This window comes from Roseovarius sp. MBR-6, assembly GCF_040547525.1.
Lineage (GTDB): Bacteria > Pseudomonadota > Alphaproteobacteria > Rhodobacterales > Rhodobacteraceae > Roseovarius.
Genome location: NZ_JBEPPW010000009.1, coordinates 68,626 through 87,168, shown reverse-complemented (window position 1 = coordinate 87,168; position 18,543 = coordinate 68,626). Strand labels below are relative to the sequence as shown.

Genomic DNA, 18,543 nt, shown 5'->3' with positions numbered 1-18,543 from the left:
TCAGCGCAGCCGCAGCACCGGTGCGGGGCCGATGGGCACCGGCCCCAGCCAGATGCGCCCGCCCCGCAATCCCAGCGGAATGTCGAGCGTCTCGGGGTTGCCCGCCATGCGCGCCATCATGCCCAGCCCCGACTCGACGCTGCCCGCAAGGCTCTCGGGCAGGACGCCCGCCACGCGCATCAAGGTCACGATCTCGCGCCAGTTGCGCGCCTTGAGCGTGATCTCGCCCTCGGGGAGGCCTTGCGCATCCACCTTCACCGTGCCCGCCGCCTGAAGCTGCAACTCGCCCCAGCGGCCATCGGCAAGCGCGACCTTGATTTGCGTGGGCTGCGGGCGGGCGCGCTCGATGGCGCTTCGGTCCCAGGGCTTGTCAAAGGTCACGGTCAGATCGGCGCTGGCCCCGCTGATCTGCTGCGGCAGGCGGTTCTCGGGATCGAGCATCGCGCGCCAGGGCGCGGCGAGGGTCAGCCCCTCGGCGCGTAGCCCAAGGCGATAGGTCGCCCCCTCCATCCGCTCGGCGGCCAGTGTGAGCGCCGAGAGCGCGGTGGTCTCATCAACCCGCGCCTGCGGTGTCACGCGCAGGAACTCGGCGGTCAGCGTCATCCGCCGGGGGGCCAGCGCGGTATCCGGCGCGATGACCAGCGAGGCCCGCATGTCGCGGCTCTCGACCACGAATTTCTCCTGCGGGGTGGCGACAAGCTGCCGGTCGGGCCAAACCGCGATGACATGGTTGGGCCGGTAGCTCAGCGCGTTGATCTGAAAGCGCGGCACCTCCCACGCAAGCCCGCTGCGCGGATCGGCCAACACCAGATCCTCGAACACCGTGTCGAACCGGTTGGGAAACCCCTGCACGCCGAGCGCGCCGGTTTCAGCCACCCAGGCTTCGGCGCGGCGCGCGTCGAACCACTGCGCGAACGCCGCCTCGATCCCGCGACTGCCCACAAACCAGTAACCGCCCCAGAGCGACGCGCCCAGAATGAGGATGGCAAGCAAGCTGCGCATGACAAAAGCCCCTTTCATGCCCGGTTCGAGCCGTGTTTATAAGGGCGTGTGCGCGAGGAACAGGGGAAACGGCATGTGGGTGTTCGGCTATGGGTCGCTGGTGTGGAATCCGGGCTTTGACACGGTCGAGCGCGTGATCGCGCGGCTGCCGGACTATCGGCGCAGCTTCTGCATGCGCTCGATCCACCATCGCGGCACGGTCGAGGCACCGGGGCTGGTGCTGGCGCTCGACCGGGTGCCGGGCGGCGCGTGCGAGGGGGTGGCGCTGCGCGCCCATCCCGACCGCGCCGAGGAGGTGCTGGCCTATTTGCGCGAGCGCGAACTGATCTCCTCGGCCTATCTGGAACGGCAACTCGACCTTTCGCTCGCCGATGGCCGCCGCGTCGCGGCGGTGACCTATGTGGTCGACCCCGACCACGATCAGTATTGCGGCGGGCTCGATCTTGAGGAACAGGCGCAGATCATCGCCCGCGCCCATGGCGGGCGGGGGCCGAATACCGAATATCTCTTCAACACGACCGCCCATCTTCAAGAGCTTGGCCTGCACGACTCAGAGCTGGACTGGCTGGTGCGCCGGGTGCGCCATATCTGTGGATAAGCCTTGGCTTGACCGCCCAAGCCGCGTAGGCTGCGCGCGATAAACACCGTGTCGGGAGCGTCCACATGGACCAGCCGGACCGCGAGGTCGAGCCGCAGTTTTCCTATCCCTACCGCCAGATCGTGCTCATGCTCGTGGTTCTGGGGCTGACGGCGCTTGGTGCCTTCGTTGCCGCCCCGCGCGTGTTGCCGGTCTTCGAGGCCAACCCGTGGCTCAACGGGTTCATCTTCTTCGTTTTCGTGCTGGGCGTGATCGCCACCTTCTGGCAGGTCGTGCAACTGATCGGCTCGGCGCGCTGGATCGAGGGCTTTGCCGGCGAGGTGCCGGGCCACGAGATGACGCGCCCGCCCGCCATGCTGGCACCGCTGGCCACGATGCTGCGCGGGCGCGGGCGGCGGATGCAGATCGCCTCGACCTCCGCGCGCTCGATCCTCGATTCGGTGGCGCAGCGCATCGACGAGGCGCGCGAGATCACCCGCTACATCGTCAGCCTGCTGATTTTCCTCGGCCTTCTGGGCACGTTCTATGGCCTCGCCACCACCATTCCGGCGGTGGTGGACACGATCCGCAGCCTCGCGCCGCAACCCGGAGAGGAAGGGGTGGATATCTTCAATCGCCTCATGACCGGGCTCGAGGCGCAACTGGGCGGCATGGGCGTGGCTTTTGCCTCGTCGCTTCTGGGGCTGTCGGGCTCCCTGGTAGTGGGGCTACTCGAACTCTTCGCAGGTCACGGCCAGAACCGCTTTTACCGCGAGCTTGAGGAATGGATTTCGACCATTACCCGTCTGGGTTTCGCCGAGGGAGAGGGCGAGGGCAGCGGTGTGGCCCATGTGCTCGACGCGATGGCCGAGCAGATGGGCGAGCAGATGGACGCGCTTCAGGCGATGTTTTCGCAGGCCGAGATGAGCCGCGCGGTGGTCGACGAAAAGCTTGGCGTGCTGGCCGACTCCCTTGAACGGCTGACCCACCGGATGAGCGAGCAGAACCCGGTTCAACTGGCGCTCTTGCGCGTGGCCGAGGGGCAGGAGCGGTTGGCCGAGGCGATCGAGGCGCGCGAAACCTCCGAGGGGCTCGATGCCGAGAGCCGGATGCGCCTGCGCTCGATCGACTTGCAGATGCTGCGCATCCTCGAAGAGATCAGCGCCGGACGGCAGGAAACCATGACCGAATTGCGCACCGATCTGGCCGCGCTCAGCCGCCTTCTGGGACAGGCGCGGGCGGGGGCACCACGCCCGGTGCGCCCGGTTGTGCCGCGCGGCGAGGAGGGTTGAGATGGCGCTCTCGCGGCGCACGGGGGCACGGTTTCAGAGCGCGATCTGGCCGGGTTTCGTCGATGCGATGACCGGGCTTCTCTTGGTGCTGATGTTCGTGCTGACGATCTTCATGGTGGTGCAATTCGTGCTGCGCGAGGAAATCACCGGTCAGGCCTCGCGCCTCGATACGCTCTCGGCCGAGGTGGCGGCGCTGTCGCGCGCACTGGGCCTTGCCGAGGATCGCAACGCCGACCTGTCGGCGCGGGTCGGCACGCTGACCGCCACATTGGGCGACGCGCGCGCGCGGGCCGAGGAACAGGCGGCGCTCATCGCGCAACTGCGCAGCAGAGGCACTGAGCAGGCCGCCGCGCTGGAGGCCGCCGAGGGGCGCATTGCCTCGTTCGAGGAGCAGGTCGCCAGCCTTCTGGCCGAACGCGACCGCGCCCTAGGGCAGGTGGCGGATCTCGAAGGGGAGCGTGCGGCGCTGCGCGACGAGCGGGCCGCGCTCGACCTCGCACTTGCGGGCTTGCGCGATGAGGTGGACGCCCAGACCGAAGCCGCGCGGCTGGCAGCGGCGCGGCGCGAGGCGCTTGAGGCCCTTGTCGCCGATCTGCGTGCTCGCGAGGCCGAAGCGGGCGCGGCGCAGGCTGCGCTTGCCGAGGACGTGGCCACACTTGAAGCGCAACTGAGCGAGGAAGAGGCCGCGCGGCTGACCGAAGCGGCAGCGGCGGAGGCGCTGCGCGCGCGGCTGGAAGGGGCGCAAACGGAACTTACCGCGATGACACTGGTACTGGAAGAGGAGCGCCGCCGCGCCGAGGAGACGCTGACGCTTCTGGCCGCCGCCGAGACCGCGCAGGCGGATCTCGACAGCCAGTTGGCGCAGGCGCTGTTGTCGCTTGAGACGACCGAGGCGGCGCGCGCGGCAGAGACGGCGCGCCTTGAGGCGGCGCTGTCCGAGGCCGAGGCGGCACTCGGGCGGACCGGCGGCACGCTTGACGAGACCCGCGCCGCGCTGGCCGGGGCCGAGGCACGCATCGCGCGGCTGGAGGCGCAACTTGCCGAGGCGTTGGCGGCGCGCGAGGCCGAGGCGCTTGATGCAGCACAGGTGCGCGACCGGCTGGTGGCCGCATTGGCGGCGCGGCGCGCAGCGGAGGCCGAGGCCGAGGCACGGCTGAGTGCCGCAGAGGAGCGCGCGGCGCTTCTCGCGCAGGCGCGCGCGCAGCTTTCGACGCAGGAGGCCGCGACCGAGGCCGCGCAGCGCGAACAGGCATTGCTCAACAGCCAGGTGGCGGCGCTGCGCACGCAGCTTTCGGAGTTGCAGAGCCTGCTTGACGATGCGCGCGACCGCGAGTCCGAGGCGGAGGTGCAGTTGCAATCGCTCGGCAACGAGCTCAACACCGCACTGGCCCGCGTTGCCGCCGAGGAACGCCGCCGCCGTCAGGCCGAGGAGGAGCGCGCCGCGCTCTTGCAGGCCGAGGCCGAACGGCTGGCCGCCGAAAAGGAGGATCTGGAGAAATACCGCTCGGATTTCTTCGGACGGATGCGCGACATTCTCGGGCAGCAACAGGGCGTGCGCATCGTCGGCGACCGCTTCGTGTTCTCGTCCGAGGTGCTGTTTTCCCTTGGTTCGGCGGACCTTTCGGAGGCGGGCGCGCGCGAGATCGCAGGCGTGGCGGACATCCTTCTTGGTGTCATCGGCGAAATCCCCGAAGGCATTGACTGGGTGTTGCAGGTCGATGGCCATACCGATGATCTGCCGCTCGCCCCCGGTGCGCGCTTTGCCGACAACTGGGCGCTGAGCCAGGCGCGGGCGCTTTCGGTGGTGCGGTATCTGGTTGAGTTTCTCGGGTTTCCGCCGGACCGCCTATCGGCCAACGGCTATGGTGAGTTCCAGCCCGTCAATCCCGCCGACACGCCCGAGGCGCGCGCGCAGAACCGGCGGATCGAGTTGAAGCTGACGACGCGCTGACGCTCAGCGCCTTACCTCTATATCGGCATGGCGCGTGGCGATAAGGACCTCACCGCGCCAGAGCCGGACATAGCCGCGATAGGCCCCCTCGGGCCAACCGTCCGGTGGGGCCTTGCGCCCGAAGGCCCGGAAAAGCTGCGCTTTCGGGTCGTCGAGCGTGACGGCGTTTGCAAGGATCTCGCCCTTGGGCCCGTTTGCCTCAAAGGTGAGTTGGTCTCCGGCCTCTGCATGGAACACATGGCCGTAGAGCACCAGCGCAGAGCCGGGTGCGACGCTGTCTTGCCGCGCCGCGCCGGATTGAACATCGGCGAAGTCGGGCACGCGCCCGGAGAATCCGGCGGTAAAAAGCCCCGTCTTGTGATAGGGCAGGTCGATCTCCCAGAGCGTCGGGCCGCCCGTGCCGCAGCTCTCACGGTTTTCCGGGTTGAAGGGGTCGACGATCCGGCCCTCGTGCAGAACGCCCAGATGCAGGTGCGGCGCGTTGGTGAGGCCGCTGAGACCGACCTTGCCCAGCACGTCGCCCGTCTCGACCCTGTCGCCCTGCCGCACGGCGATCGAGCCGCGTTTCATATGGCAATAAAGCGTCTGCCAGCCCTGCCCATGGTCGATGCGCACCGCGTTGCCGCATTCGCGCCCCGCGATCTGCGCGCGGTTCCCGGAGGTGACGGGCCTGTCCTCTACCCCGTCGCGGGTGGCGGCGACCACGCCGGGAGCGGCGGCAAGCACCGCAACACCAGCCTCCAGCGCGGCGAAATCGGGGAGCATGAAGTCGACGCCGCGATGATCGTCGCGGCTCTTGAGGCCGCAGGTATAGTCATGCTGGCCGGGGCCCGGATCGGCATCGACGTAATCCTCGATCACGCAGCTTCGCCCGTAATCGCAGTCAAGCGGCAGCGACAGGCGCGGCGGTTCGGCGGCGGCCGGGGCCGCCGCCAGCAGAAGCGCGAGCGCCGCCGCCCTCATTCGGCGGTGAGCAGCGGCGGCTTTTTCTTGCCGGTCAGGCGGCGCGTGGCCGGACCCTCGACATCAAGTGCTATCTTGCCGTCGCGCAGGCCCACCTTGACCACACCGCCCTTGGCGAGCTTGCCGAAGAGCAACTCTTCGGCCAGCGGCTTCTTGATGCTTTCCTGAATGACGCGGCCAAGCGGGCGTGCGCCCATCCGGTCATCATAGCCCTTTTCGGCCAGCCAGAGCGCGGCCTCCTCGGTCAACTCGATGGTCACGTCACGGTCGAGCAACTGCGCTTCGAGCTGAAGCACGAATTTCTCGACCACCTTGACGATCACCTCGCGCGGCAGCGCCCCGAAGGAGATCACCGCATCGAGCCGGTTGCGGAACTCGGGCGTGAAGGTGCGCTCGATGGCGGCGGTATCTTCGCCTTCGCGCCGGTCGCGGCCAAAGCCGATGGCCGATTTCGCCTGTTCGGCAGCCCCTGCGTTCGAGGTCATGATCAGCACGACATTGCGGAAATCGACCTTGCGCCCGTTGTGATCGGTGAGCGTGCCGTGGTCCATCACCTGCAGAAGTATGTTGAACACATCCGGGTGCGCCTTCTCGATCTCGTCGAGCAGCAATACGCAATGCGGGTGCTGATCGATCCCGTCGGTCAGCAAGCCGCCCTGATCGAACCCGACATAGCCCGGCGGCGCGCCGATGAGGCGGGAAACCGCGTGTTTCTCCATGTATTCCGACATATCGAACCGAAGCAGTTCCACGCCGAGGGTTTCGGCAAGCTGCTTGGCCACCTCGGTCTTGCCCACGCCCGTGGGCCCGGCGAAGAGGTAGTTGCCGATGGGCTTTTCCGGCTCGCGCAGACCCGCGCGTGCCAGCTTGATCGCCGAGGACAGCGCCTCGATGGCGGTGTCCTGACCGAAGACCACGCGCTTGAGCGCGCCTTCCAGATCGCGCAGCACCTCGGCGTCGTTCTTGGAGACGTTCTTGGGCGGGATGCGGGCGATCTTGGCGACCACATCCTCGATTTCCTTGACGCCGATCGACTTGCGCCGCTTGGAGGCGGCCACCAGATGCTGCGCCGCGCCCGCCTCGTCGATCACGTCGATGGCCTTGTCGGGCAGCTTGCGGTCGTTGATGTAGCGCGCCGAGAGGTCAACCGCCGTGCGGATCGCGTCATTGGTGTATTTGACCGAATGGTGATCCTCGAAATAGGGCTTGAGGCCGAAGAGGATCTTGATCGCGTCCTCCACCGTCGGCTCGCTCACGTCGATCTTCTGGAAGCGGCGGGCGAGCGCACGGTCCTTCTCGAAATGCTGGCGGAACTCCTTGTAGGTGGTGGAACCCATGCAGCGCAGCTTGCCCCCCTGAAGCGCGGGCTTGAGCAGGTTGGAGGCGTCCATCGCGCCGCCCGAGGTGGCCCCCGCGCCGATCACGGTATGGATCTCGTCGATGAAGAGCACCGCGTCGGGGTGTTTCTCAAGCTCGGTCACGACCGCCTTGAGCCGTTCCTCGAAGTCGCCGCGATAGCGGGTGCCCGCCAGAAGCGCGCCCATGTCGAGCGAATAGATCGTGGTGCGCGAGAGCACGGCAGGCGTGTCTCCCTTGACGATCTTGTGCGCGAGCCCCTCTGCGATGGCGGTCTTGCCCACGCCGGGATCGCCCACCAGAAGCGGGTTGTTCTTGCGCCGACGGCACAGCACCTGGATGCAGCGCTCCACCTCGTGATCCCGCCCGATGAGCGGGTCTATGTCGCCGCGCCGCGCCTTTTCGTTGAGATCGACGCAGTATTTGGCCAGCGCGGAATCGCCTGCCTCGACCGCCTCGGGTTCGAGCTTGGCGCCGCTGGCCTCATCCTCCATCTCGGCGGCACCCGTCACGGGCCGGGATTCGCCGTAAGCGGGGTTCTTGGCGACGCCATGGGCAATGAAATTCACCGCATCATAGCGCGTCATGTCCTGTTCCTGGAGGAAATAGGCCGCGTTCGATTCGCGTTCGGCAAAGATCGCCACCAGCACGTTGGCGCCCGTCACCTCGGTGCGCCCCGAGCTTTGCACATGGATCGCCGCACGCTGGATCACCCGCTGGAAAGCGGCCGTCGGCACCGCCTCGGATCCGTCGATGTCGGTGATGAGATTGGCGAGATCCTCGTCGATGAACTCCACCAGCGTGGTGCGAAGATCCTCGGTATCGACGCTGCACGCCTTCATCACGCGGGCGGCGTCGGGCTCGTCCACCAGTGCGAGCAGCAGGTGTTCAAGCGTTGCGAATTCGTGCCGTCGCGCATTGGCAAGCGCGAGCGCGGCGTGGATTGCCTGTTCGAGTGTTGTCGAGAATGAAGGCACGGTCGTGCTCCTTCTGATCTTGGCCGTCAGGCAGTATGCCGGACAACCATGGCCTCATAGTGTTAAAGTTTGGTCGATGACGGCCCGGCTTCAAGGTTTATTTTGTAAATCCGCCTCACATTTCATCAGCCTTTCGGGCGTGTGTCGTAACATTGCATCAGAACCGGTCCTTTCTGCTGCGGATTTCGGCGAAAACATCGGCGTCGCTCGCCCCGTCCATCCCGAGCCGCGCGCGGATCGCCGGATCATGGGCGCGCAAAAACGGGTTGGTGGCCAGTTCCTCTTCCAGCCGCGAGGGGACGGTAGGGCGATTTGCGCCGCGCGCCACCTCGATTTCGCGCACCCGCGCGGCAAGGTGCGCGTTGTCCGGGTCGATGGTGACGGCAAAGCGGGCATTGGCGGCGGTGTATTCATGGCCCGAGTAAACCAGCGTGTCGGGCGGCAGAGCGGCCAGCTTGGCAAGGCTGCCATGCATCTGCGCCATCGTGCCCTCGAACACCCGCCCGCAGCCGAGCGCCATCAGGCTGTCGGCGGTGAAGACCGCGCCGCTTTGGGGAAAATGAAACGCGACATGACCGACCGTGTGCCCGGAGACGTCGATGACATGGCCGGTCTCGGAGCCGATCCCAACCGTGTCACCCTCGGCCACGGCCCGGTCGAGCGGCGGCAGGCGATGCGCATCCGCCGCCGCCCCGATGACGCGCGCCGGGGCCTCCGAGAGAAGTGCCGAAAGCCCCTGAACGTGATCGGCGTGGTGATGGGTCAGCAGCACATCCGAAAGTGTCCAGCCCTGCGCGCGCAGCGCGGCAAGGATCGGTGCTGCCTCCGGCACATCGACCGCCGCCGTCGCGCCGGTTGCCGGATCATGGGCCAGATAGGCGTAATTATCCGAAAGGCAGGGAATCGTGACGATCTGCAAGGCCATGCTCTGTTCCCCCGTGTCGTTTCTGCTGTTAGGCTCAGAGTGACGCATCAGGGGCGGCACTTCAATGCATCTCGACGTGCAGGACTTGCGAAACTTCTATTACCGCAACCCACTGGGGCGCGCGGTGCAAAAGACGTTGCGCGCGCAGCTTGCCACGTTCTGGCCCGAGGCGCAGGGGCAGACGGTGGCGGGGTTCGGGTTTGCCGTGCCGTTTCTGCGGCCTTATCTCGCGGATGCGCGCCGCGTGGTTGGTCTCATGCCCGCGCCGCAAGGCGTGATCGGCTGGCCGCAGGGGATGCCCAATGTCTCGGTGCTCTGCGAGGAAACGCTCTGGCCGCTGGAAACCGGCCATGTGGACAAGCTTCTGGTCGTGCACGGGCTGGAGACATCGGAGCGGCCCGGCGATCTGCTGGAGGAATGCTGGCGCGTGCTTGGCCCCGGCGGCTCGGCGCTTTTCGTGGTGCCGAACCGGGCCGGGATCTGGTCGCGCACGGACCGCACGCCGTTCGGATTCGGGCGGCCCTACAGCCAGACGCAACTGGAAAACCAGTTGAAATCGCATAACTTCCTGCCTGAGCGGCACGCCACCGCGCTTTATCAACCGCCCTCGGACCGCCCGTTCTGGCGGCGCACGGCGGGCATGTGGGAGCGGATGGGCATGCGGTTTTCCATGGTGGCCGCGGGCGGGGTGCTGATGGTGGAGGCGACCAAGCGCGTGCAGGCCCCGAGCGGACCGGGTCTGCGCGAAAAGGTCAAGCGGCCCCTTGGCGTGCTGGTCCCGCAGCCCGAGGCCAAGCCGGTCTAGAGTGTGTCGCGTTCATTCGAATTCACACGATACGCTCTAACTTATTGATTTCGAGTGTTCGAGAAGCTCAAAACCGGTTCCCACTTTTGAGCAACATGCTCTAGCCGCCAGCGCCGTCATAGCCGAAGACTGGATCAAGCCGCCCCTCGACCATCGCATCGACCTGCGCCAGCTCTTCGGGTGTGAAGTAGTCGCGGTAGCCGCCGACCTTGCCGCGCCGCACCTTGAAGCTGTCGGGATTGCTCTCGTCGCCGGGTTTGACGCGCTGGCCGCTGGCGCGCATCCCCTCGTTTTTCGCCTCGCGCTTTTTCATGTTCTCATAGGCGGCATAGTCGCGCGCGGCCTCGATATGCGCAGGATCACCCGGCGTGCCGGTATGGGTCACGGCGGCTTGCAGCGCGGTTGCGGGGTCGGCGCGCATGTCCTCGTAGCGGATCATCAGAAGGTCGTCGCCCATCATCGGCATGGCCCGCGCCCAGCCATTGAAATAATCGACAATGCGCGGGATGCCGCAGTCGGGGTTCGCCACAAAGTCGAAAATCTCCACCTCGGCCCCGTGGGGGGGATAGAAATTCAGCTCTTTCTTGCCGGGCAGCATCCGGTATTTCCACTGGAAATACTGCGACACCGCCACGTCGCGCGGATCGCGCACCAGCAGAACCACCTTCTTGCCCTTGAAATGCGCAAGGCTCTCCCATTCGCGCAGATAGTCGCGCATGTAGTTGTTATGGCTGAACAGCACCTTGGGCGCGGCCGGGTTCAGGCGGTGGAAATTGTCAAACTCCAGCATGTTCTCGGTCGGCAGGGCGAAATGAAGCTGGTAAAAGCGCGAGAGCATGACGCGAAACCAGGTGCGCCCGCTCTTGCCCCAGGACATCAGCACCCAGTCGGTTTCCTGCAATTTGCGGTATTCTTCGCGGCCCCGCAGGCGCCGCTCAAGCGCAAGCTTGCGGGGCTTGGGCAGGAAGAAGAGCGCGCCGAGGATCAGGTGGCGGCTGGCCGTGGCGCGGATTTCCCGGGGTGTGGTGTTGAACATCGTGAGGCGTCTTTCGGGCGGTCGGGGCTTTAAGTCGCGGGGCGATCCGGTGCATAGGAGGCTGGGGCCGGACCGCGCCCCTTTGAACGCAAGCGGCGGGATGATGCAAGCGAAAGTCTGGACATTGCTGGGCCGCAAGGCGGGCGACAACACGCAGGTGGAGACGTTGGCGGCGATGCTCGGCTGGCCGGTCGAGGCCAAGCATATCCGCGCGCGGGCCTGGGAATTGCTGCCGCATCTTGTGTTGGGCGAGACGCTTCTGGGCATCGACCGGGCGGCCTCGTCGGCGTTGGCAACGCCCTGGCCCGATCTGGTGATCAGCGCGGGACGGCGCAACGAGCCGGTGGCGCGCTGGATCAGGGCGCAGGCCGGGGGGCGGGTCAGGTTGGTGCATGTGGGTCGGCCCTGGGCACCACCCGAAACATACGACCTCATCGTCACGACGCCGCAATATTTCCTGCCCGAGGGGGGCAATGTGCTGGTCAATCCGTTGCCCTTGCACGGTCTCAACCGCGATAGCGTGGCCGGGGATGCGGCGCGCCTCGCCCCGCGTCTGGCGCATCTGCCGCGCCCCTGGGTGACGGTGCTGATCGGCGGCGACAGCGGGGCGTTCGTGTTCACCCCCGAGACGGGGCGGCGGCTGGCGGAGGGGGTGGGCCGTCTGGTGGCGGCGACGGGCGGCAGCGTTCTGGTGAGCGACAGCGCGCGCACGCCCGCGCCCGCGCGCGCGGCCTTTCAGGCGGCGCTCGATGTGCCCGCGGCCTGTTATTGGTTCGACGCGAAAGAAGCCTGGCCCGAGAACCCCTATCGCGGGTTTCTGGGGCTGGCGGAGCGCTTTGTCGTCACCGGCGAGAGCATGTCGATGCTGGCCGAGGCCGCCGCCATGGCCCGCCCGCTCTATGTGTTCGATCCCGCTGAGCCGGGGCCGTGGTGGCGGCGCGCGCATCATTACGGTGTGAAACCGCTCAGCCACCGGCTTGCGATGCGGTTGGCACCGATGAGGATGCGCCGCGATGTCGGGCGGATACAGGCGGCGCTTGTGGCCCAAGGCCAGGCGCGCTGGCTGGAGGAGGCCCCCGGCCTGATCGCGGCGGGGGAGGGGTGGTTTTCAGCGGCAGAGGTTGATCCGCTGAGTGGTGCGCGCCGCGCGGCGGCGCGCATCCATGCTCTTTTTGACGCCGCTTAGGCCGCCATCGCCAGATTGCCCGCGCTCAGCGGATGCGCCGGGGCAGGGGGCAGGTCTGGCGTCCGCTCGAGCATCTCGAAGGCGTCGTGGCGGACGTGGTTCTGCGCCATCTCGCTGCGCAGAAACTCCTCCGAGATCTTGCCCTCGGTCACGCATTCCTTGAGCAGGCCCATGAAGAACCGTTCCTGGTTCTTGTCGGGGTGCGCCTTGTAATTGCCCATCAGACCGTATTCGCCAAAGAGCTGGCGGCGCAGGCGCAGCACCCATCCGGCGGGCGGGAAGGCGCGGAACCGCTCGGCGGGCCGCCAATCGACCTTGAGGCCGGTTTTCCACGGCTGGGTCTTGCGGCGGGTGGTGTGCAGCATCTTGGTCTCGACCGTGAACTTGTCGAAATCGTTCCACTCTTTCTCGATGAACTCGATCGTCTCGCGCGGTTCCTTGCGCAGGCCGATCCAGTCCTGATAATCGAGCGTGCCCGCGAACATCGCGCGAAATTGTTCCTCGACCTTCCAGTGGGTCAGTTTCGAGCAGTCGAGCAGCATGACCGAAGAGGCGACATTGCCATCAATGAGGCCCTTGGGGCCCGAGCGCATCCGCGCCATGATCGCCTTGCCGTGCATATCGCGGCTGAGCAGATCCCAGATGTCGGCGCAGGCGAACACATCGGGGTCGATCACCACCGCGCGCCCCTCGTAGCCCATCAACTCGGGCGGCATCATCCGGGTGGGCGTAAAGGATTGCAGGTCGTCATTGAGCCACACGCGCTTGACCCCGTCGCGCAGGTATTCGCGGCCCTCGTGCTCGGCGAAGAACGGGTAGTCGCGGCTGTCGACGATATGAATGTCGAACTTGTCGTTATGCGACGAATAGCGCCGCAGGGCATGCTCGGCCACGATCGCGCCGACGATCTGTTTGTGGTTGGTCTGGATGAAGACACCGTATTTCATGGGCGAGGTCCGTCCCTTGTCTGTTTTCTGTCATTGTCGATCTTACATGAAGGCGGCGCGGGGTTCCATGACCGCTGCGTTCACGATCAATGAAACACGCCGCGCCGGTAAAGCTGCCAGAAGAGGCCCCAGATATGCAGGAGCGGGCGGCGGCGCACCTTGTCGGGGATCACGACCTGCTGCCCGGAATGGCGCGTGAGCTTCCAAGCGAGATAATCCAGGCCCCCCTCGAAGGTAAAAAGCCCCTTGATGAGCCGCGCCATCGAGAGCACCTTGCCCTGCACGCGCCGCAGCCCCCAGAGGAGCGGCGCGAACCGGCGCGCGCGGGCCGGGAGTTGCGCGGTGTATAGAAGCGCGCCGTCGCGCGCGTGGAGCGTGATCCGATCGCCCAGGCGCGGCAAGAGCGCGCGCGTCATCGCGGCGTAGAAATCGCGCCCGTGGCCCGCCAGTTCGGCGGCGCGGGTCTTGCGCTCGGCGCGCAACTCGGTGGCATAGCTGAGCGCGAGCGCGCCCTGCCAGAGCGCCTCGACGGAACCCTCGGGCGGCAGGGCGGGCAGGGCACGGCGCAAAAGCGTCTCGCCAGCGGTGAGAAAGGCCGCGTGGAGGCGCGCCCTGGTCGCGGGGCTGTCGGCCCAGATCACCCGGACCGGCTGTGCGAAGCGCCCCCAGAGATAGGATTCGAACCGGCCCGGTCCGGTGCCGCGCTCGAATTGGCGCAGGCTGAGCACGGCATATTTGCAGCGCACGGTGGCCTGCCCCAGCGGCGCCTCGAGGTAATAGACATTGGGCGGCAGCATCCGGCCCGCCAGCCGCAGCGCCGCGCGCGGCTCGGCGCGCGGCGTGGGATCGACCAGCACATAAAGATCCACCAGCCCGTCGAGCAGATCGCCGCCGCGCAGGCACGACCCGTAAAGGATCACCGCCTGAAGCCCCGCGCCGAACCGCGCGACCAGAGCGGCATGAAGCACGCCGAGCGCGGGCGTGTCGTCGAGCGTGGGGCCGGGGGCGGCGGGATAGGTCATGCGGGCCTCATCGTGGCGGGCGCAGGAACTGGATCGGACCTTGCGCGCTCACGATAAGCGGATTTTCGCTGGCGCTGGTCACGAAAAGCTCTCCATCAAGGTTCAACTCGCCGTCGAGATACATCTCGATGCGGTCGCCCCGAAAGCTTTCATAGCCATTCTCGGGCGTGGCGTGGCGATTGGGCCGCCCGCGCAACACCGACAGGATCGTGCGCCCGAACTGTCCCGCGCCGCCCTGAATGGCCGTCAGGCCGATGCGCCCGCTTTCCCGCGCCCAGAACGGGCGCATCCCCAGAAAGAGCCGGTCGAGCGTGCTGGCCACGAGGATCAGCATGGGGGCCGCGTCACGTGTGACGGGGCCGCCCGCGCCAGATATGCCAAGACCCACATGGGTGGGCTGGTAGAACCGCGGATCCTGCCGGATCAGCCCCCAGAGCGCGCGGATGAGGATAAGCCCGAGGCTCAATTCCCCGCCCAGACCCCGCGAATGGACATTGTCATGGGCAAAGCGCGTGGCCTGCATGATCGCGCCGGTGCCCAGGAACATGCCGTAGCGCACCGTGCCATCGGTGCCCCCCTCGACCCGCATGATATGGCGGCTGCGGATGTCCGCGCCGACCAGTGGCGCGCCCGCGTCGAGCCAATCGCAAAGCCGGTCGAGCGCGCGGCGCGGGCCGGAGGCCAGACCGATATCGCCCGCCGTCATGTTGGCGGTGCCTCCCGGCAGCAGCATGATGAGCGGCAGGTCCTCGGCGCGCCACTGCTCCAGCATCAGGCCGAGCGTGGCGGCAATCGTGCCGTCGCCACCGTTGATCACCACCACCTCGGGGGCCTCGGTTCGCAGGGCGGGCATCAGCGCGCGCGCCTCCTCGGGCGAACGGGTGACATGGTGGGTCACCGCGCGGTAGGCGGCAAGGCGGTCGGTGACAGCCTCAAGCCCCTTGCGGTTGTTGCCGCTCACGGCGTTGGACAGGACGCAAACGCGGATCATCGGGCCTCTCGCGGCAAAAGGGCGTCGATGCGCGCCAGCATGCAGGCCATATCGGCATCGGTCTCGGTGGCGGTGGCGGTGTCGGCGCGTGTGGCCGTGCCGTCGTCACCGATCCAGGTGGCAAGGCCCCGGTCGATCAGGGTCTGGTGAAAGCGCGGGAAATGCCGGGTCTGCGGCATGAGCCGCAACCGGAAAAGGGCCCGGGCAAGTGCTATGCGCGCAGCCTCAAGGGCGCTGCCGTGCTGCGGCGGCTGGAAGAGCCGGCTGGCCGCCTGCCTGCGCACGTGATCGAGCCAGCCAAGCCCACCCGTGGGCAGGGGCAGGATTTCCAGCGGTTTGCCAATGCGCGCCACCTCCACTTGCATCGAGATGCTGTCGCCGGTGACCACGAACCGCTCGCCAAGTGCCAGCAACCCGGCATAGGGGTTCTCGCCCTCGGGCGCGTGCCAATCAAAGCTGCGCGCGCCCGCCATCCCCTCGGAAAGCGCCGTGATCAGCCCTTCGGGCGTGCGGCGCGAGCCGACGATATAGGGCGTGCCGCCCTCGGCCAGCACCGCCGCAATGCGCGCGCGCAGCCGCTCGGCGACGCCGGCATCATAGACAAAGGGATTGGTCGGGCCGCCGATGAGGAAGGCCACGAGCGGGCGGGGCAGGGGGCCAAGCCGCGCCTGCCACTCCGCGCGCCCCGTGTCGAGCCGCGCGGGGTCGATGCGCATCAGTGGCAGGCCGATGTTGACGACATTGGGAAAGGGCGCGACCAGGGTCTCGGCGCTGGTGATGATGAGGTCGAAATGGTCCATCATCCCTGAGGGCTTGCCCACCAGAACGATGCGCGCGCGCCCGCCCGATTGCGCCTTGATCCAGAGGGCCGCGTTGGCGGGGCGGCGGCCGCTGGTCAGGATGAGGTCGGGCCAGGGCGGCGCGAGCGCGTCCGAGCGGGCCATGTCGAGATGCGAGAGCGACGCGGCGACGGGCGGCTTGCCCAGCACCCATTGGGGCTGCATTTCGAGATGGCGCAAGTCCGAGGTCCAGCCGCGTTCGCGCAAAAGCGCGTTGGCGATCATCTCCACCTGACCGTTATCGCCGCGCTTGTCGCCAAGCACCCGCCAGATGCGCGGCCCCGTTGCCCCCGCGCTCATGGGCGCCTCACAGCGCCTGCGTCGCGGCCGCGCCGATCCCGAAGAGGGTTTTCAGGCGCGGCGCAAGATCACGCTCGACCAGCGCCTCAAGCTCCGCCACCTGAGCCTCGTCGAAGTAATCGCGGTAGCCGCCCACCTTGGCGCGGCGCACCTTGAAGCTTTCGGGATCATTGGCGTTGCGCAGGGTCAGGCCACCGGAACGGAAAAACCCCTCGCTCTCCATCTTGCGCAGGTTGTCGAAGGAGGCGAATTCGACCGCGTCGGCGATCTCGGCCTCGTCAAAGCTGTCGCCCATCAGCGTCGTGATCTTGCGCAACACGCCGGCCGGATCGGCGCGCAACTCCTCGTAGGAGGTGAGCAGCGTGTGCGGCAGCGCGCCAAGCGCCGCATCCCAGTAATTCAGAAACGCGATGAGCGAAGGCAGGCCGATCTCGCTTTCGCGGACAAACTCCCACATGCCGATATTGCGCCGGTCCACGGGGTTCGAGAGGCCCGCATTGATCAGTTCCTGCTTGTGATCGGACTGCCGCTTGGTGAACTGAAAGAACCATGACACGGCGATGTCGAGCGGATTGCGCGCCAGCAGAACCACCGGTTTCGCGGCCAGATCCCGGTCCTGACGGCCCGGTTGCAAGAGGTCGCCGACCGCGCGTTCATAACTATACCAGCCATTCGTGGCGGCAAAGCCGGGGATCGCGGGGTTGGCATCGGCCAGCGCGGGATAACGGGCGAAATCGCTTTCCGGGATGCCGTGGCGCTGGGCGTAAAGCCGCGTCAGCATGACCTTGAGCCAGGTGTTGCCGCTCTTGGGATGGGCGATGATGATGAGCGAGGAGCGCCGCGCGATATCCACCTCGAGCGCGCCGAGCCGCGCCTTGCGGGCAGAGATGCGCAGGCGGGCAGGCAACACGGCGGTGCTGCCGATGATGGCGGCCTTGCGGATATTGTCGCGGCCGAGATTGCGCAGGGAGGGAATAAGGCTCATGGGATCGGTCCAAAGATGGGGCAGGGATGCACCGGGGCGCGGTCAAGGCCAGCCCTTTGCCGCATCCGGGGCGGGAAGTCCACCCCGGCGGCCCGCGCCCGCCCGCTCAACCGCCGCCCGGGCCGTCACAGTGTTTCGGCGGCGTGAGCGAAACCGGGACGATCCTGCCCGCCCGCCGCCCGCTGCGGTGATGCGCGCGGTTGACCTTGACGGCCCCCCCCGGATATAGCCACCGCGACGCGTGGACAGTCCGATGACTTCGCTTGACAGGTCCGCCACCGCGCACGGGCGGGAGCCACCGGAAAGCGGGTGACGGGATCGAGGATTGGAAAAGACGATGACACAGACCACCCCCCAAGACACCGCCAAAGAGAACGCCAAGGATTACTGCGTTTTCATTCAGGCCAACCACAAGCAGTATATCGGCGCGCTCATCGCCGAATACGCGATCCGGCGGAATTCGAAACACAACGACAAGTTCGATATCCGCATCATGCATTACGATGATTTCCCCGTGTTCAAGGCGCATGAGGGCAAGAAATTCCTGCGCGACGGGGAATGGCGCGAATGGGTCCGCAACGATCTGCAATCCTTTACGCCGACGCGCTTTGCCCCGCCGCAGCTCATGGGGTTCAAGGGCCGCGCCATCGTGATCGACCCCGACGTGTTCGTGATCGCCGATATCTGGGATCTCTTCTCGCGCGACATGCAGGGGGCCGCCGTGATGTGCCGTCCGAAATCGGGGTCCAAGGGCAAGCGCGGGGCGCTCGCCACCTCGGTGATGCTGCTCGACAACGCCAAGCTCACCCACTGGAAATTCGACGAGCAGTTCGCCGCCATGTTCGACGGCTCGCGCGATTACATGCCGTGGATCTCGCTGAAATACGAGGATATCGACACGGTTGCCCTCTTCGAGAACGAGTGGAACGATTTCGACCATCTCGACGAGAACACCAAGGCCATCCACAACACCCAACGCAAGACGCAGCCGTGGAAGACCGGCCTGCCGGTCGATTACCGCGCCGCCGATTCGTTCCGCATCTTCCCGCCGCGCCACTGGTTCCGCCGTGCGCGCCGTGCGCTCTTCGGCGATTACGGTATGGCGGGGCATTACAAGCGTCACCCCGACCCCAAGCAGGAGGCGTTCTTTTTCGGTCTCGTGCGCGAGGCAGTGGAAAAAGGCGTCATCTCGGAGGAGATGCTGCGCGAGGAGATGCGCCAGAACCACGTTCGCCACGATGCGCTCGACCTGATCAAGACGGTCCCGCCGGTCGCCTATCCGGTGACGGCCTGATCCACCGGGTTTCCCTGCGGGCGGGGGGTCGCCCGCAGTCCCCGGTTACTGTTACGAAGCCACCTTTTCCTACAATGGGCACGTCAAAATCGCGG

The 18,543-nt window shown here is 66.9% G+C and carries 16 protein-coding genes; 6 read left to right on the top strand and 10 right to left on the bottom strand.

Going from position 1 to position 18,543, the window contains the following annotated elements; translation table 11 throughout:
- Positions 1 to 1,002 carry a DUF2125 domain-containing protein gene (locus ABIE57_RS12630; protein WP_354539385.1) on the bottom strand — a complete coding sequence of 334 codons (1,002 nt, stop codon included), beginning with the start codon at positions 1,000 to 1,002 and terminating at the stop codon, positions 1 to 3.
- A gap of 73 nt (positions 1,003 to 1,075) precedes the next feature.
- Here ABIE57_RS12630 and ABIE57_RS12625 point away from each other — a divergent pair, with 73 nt between their 5' ends.
- From ABIE57_RS12625 to ABIE57_RS12615, 3 genes are all read left to right on the top strand, one after another.
- The gene (locus ABIE57_RS12625) at positions 1,076 to 1,600 is read left to right on the top strand and encodes a gamma-glutamylcyclotransferase (protein ID WP_354539384.1); all 525 of its coding nucleotides are present in this window, start codon (positions 1,076 to 1,078) and stop codon (positions 1,598 to 1,600) included.
- A 65-nt stretch (positions 1,601 to 1,665) separates the two neighbouring features.
- A complete protein-coding gene (locus ABIE57_RS12620) occupies positions 1,666 to 2,871 on the top strand; it encodes a biopolymer transporter ExbB (RefSeq protein ID WP_354539383.1) in 1,206 nt (401 codons plus the stop codon).
- A 1-nt stretch (position 2,872) separates the two neighbouring features.
- Positions 2,873 to 4,822: a peptidoglycan -binding protein gene (locus ABIE57_RS12615; RefSeq protein WP_354539382.1), complete on the top strand. Its 1,950-nt coding sequence runs from the start codon at positions 2,873 to 2,875 to the stop codon at positions 4,820 to 4,822.
- 3 nt (positions 4,823 to 4,825) lie between these two features.
- Here ABIE57_RS12615 and ABIE57_RS12610 read toward each other — a convergent pair whose 3' ends face one another.
- The 3 genes from ABIE57_RS12610 to gloB form a co-directional block, all read right to left on the bottom strand.
- Positions 4,826 to 5,785 (bottom strand): M23 family metallopeptidase, encoded by a 960-nt coding sequence (locus ABIE57_RS12610; RefSeq protein ID WP_354539381.1) that lies wholly within the window; start codon positions 5,783 to 5,785, stop codon positions 4,826 to 4,828.
- A complete protein-coding gene (gene clpA, locus ABIE57_RS12605) occupies positions 5,782 to 8,118 on the bottom strand; it encodes an ATP-dependent Clp protease ATP-binding subunit ClpA (protein ID WP_354539380.1) in 2,337 nt (778 codons plus the stop codon). Before clpA ends, ABIE57_RS12610 begins: the two co-directional genes overlap by 4 nt.
- 157 nt (positions 8,119 to 8,275) lie before the next feature.
- Positions 8,276 to 9,043 carry a hydroxyacylglutathione hydrolase gene (gene gloB, locus ABIE57_RS12600; protein WP_354539379.1) on the bottom strand — a complete coding sequence of 256 codons (768 nt, stop codon included), beginning with the start codon at positions 9,041 to 9,043 and terminating at the stop codon, positions 8,276 to 8,278.
- 64 nt (positions 9,044 to 9,107) lie between these two features.
- Between gloB and ABIE57_RS12595 the strand changes: the two genes are divergently transcribed.
- Complete coding sequence (locus tag ABIE57_RS12595) at positions 9,108 to 9,848, top strand: methyltransferase domain-containing protein (protein WP_354539378.1); 741 nt, start codon at positions 9,108 to 9,110, stop codon at positions 9,846 to 9,848.
- Between the two features lie 100 nt (positions 9,849 to 9,948).
- On the opposite strand, the gene ABIE57_RS12590 is transcribed toward ABIE57_RS12595, so the two are convergent.
- Entirely contained in the window at positions 9,949 to 10,884 is a 936-nt protein-coding gene (locus ABIE57_RS12590; RefSeq protein WP_354539377.1) for a sulfotransferase domain-containing protein, read from the bottom strand.
- Between the two features lie 100 nt (positions 10,885 to 10,984).
- Between ABIE57_RS12590 and ABIE57_RS12585 the strand changes: the two genes are divergently transcribed.
- Entirely contained in the window at positions 10,985 to 12,070 is a 1,086-nt protein-coding gene (locus ABIE57_RS12585) for a mitochondrial fission ELM1 family protein (protein ID WP_354539376.1), read from the top strand.
- Here ABIE57_RS12585 and ABIE57_RS12580 read toward each other — a convergent pair.
- From ABIE57_RS12580 to ABIE57_RS12560, 5 genes are all read right to left on the bottom strand, one after another.
- Positions 12,067 to 13,017: a hypothetical protein gene (locus ABIE57_RS12580; protein WP_354539375.1), complete on the bottom strand. Its 951-nt coding sequence runs from the start codon at positions 13,015 to 13,017 to the stop codon at positions 12,067 to 12,069. The genes ABIE57_RS12585 and ABIE57_RS12580 overlap by 4 nt on opposite strands.
- Before the next feature lie 86 nt (positions 13,018 to 13,103).
- Complete coding sequence (locus ABIE57_RS12575; protein ID WP_354539374.1) at positions 13,104 to 14,039, bottom strand: hypothetical protein; 936 nt, start codon at positions 14,037 to 14,039, stop codon at positions 13,104 to 13,106.
- Positions 14,040 to 14,046: 7 nt separating this feature from the next.
- Entirely contained in the window at positions 14,047 to 15,030 is a 984-nt protein-coding gene (locus ABIE57_RS12570) for a diacylglycerol/lipid kinase family protein (RefSeq protein WP_354539373.1), read from the bottom strand.
- Positions 15,027 to 16,169, bottom strand: a complete 1,143-nt coding sequence (locus ABIE57_RS12565) for a mitochondrial fission ELM1 family protein (protein WP_354539372.1) — start codon at positions 16,167 to 16,169, stop codon at positions 15,027 to 15,029. The genes ABIE57_RS12570 and ABIE57_RS12565 overlap by 4 nt, the downstream gene beginning before the upstream one ends.
- A 7-nt stretch (positions 16,170 to 16,176) precedes the next feature.
- Positions 16,177 to 17,154: a sulfotransferase domain-containing protein gene (locus ABIE57_RS12560; RefSeq protein WP_354539371.1), complete on the bottom strand. Its 978-nt coding sequence runs from the start codon at positions 17,152 to 17,154 to the stop codon at positions 16,177 to 16,179.
- Positions 17,155 to 17,491: 337 nt separating this feature from the next.
- On the opposite strand from ABIE57_RS12560, the gene ABIE57_RS12555 reads away from it, so the two are divergent.
- Positions 17,492 to 18,448 carry a hypothetical protein gene (locus ABIE57_RS12555; protein ID WP_354539370.1) on the top strand — a complete coding sequence of 319 codons (957 nt, stop codon included), beginning with the start codon at positions 17,492 to 17,494 and terminating at the stop codon, positions 18,446 to 18,448.
- The last annotated feature ends 95 nt before the right edge of the window (positions 18,449 to 18,543 follow it).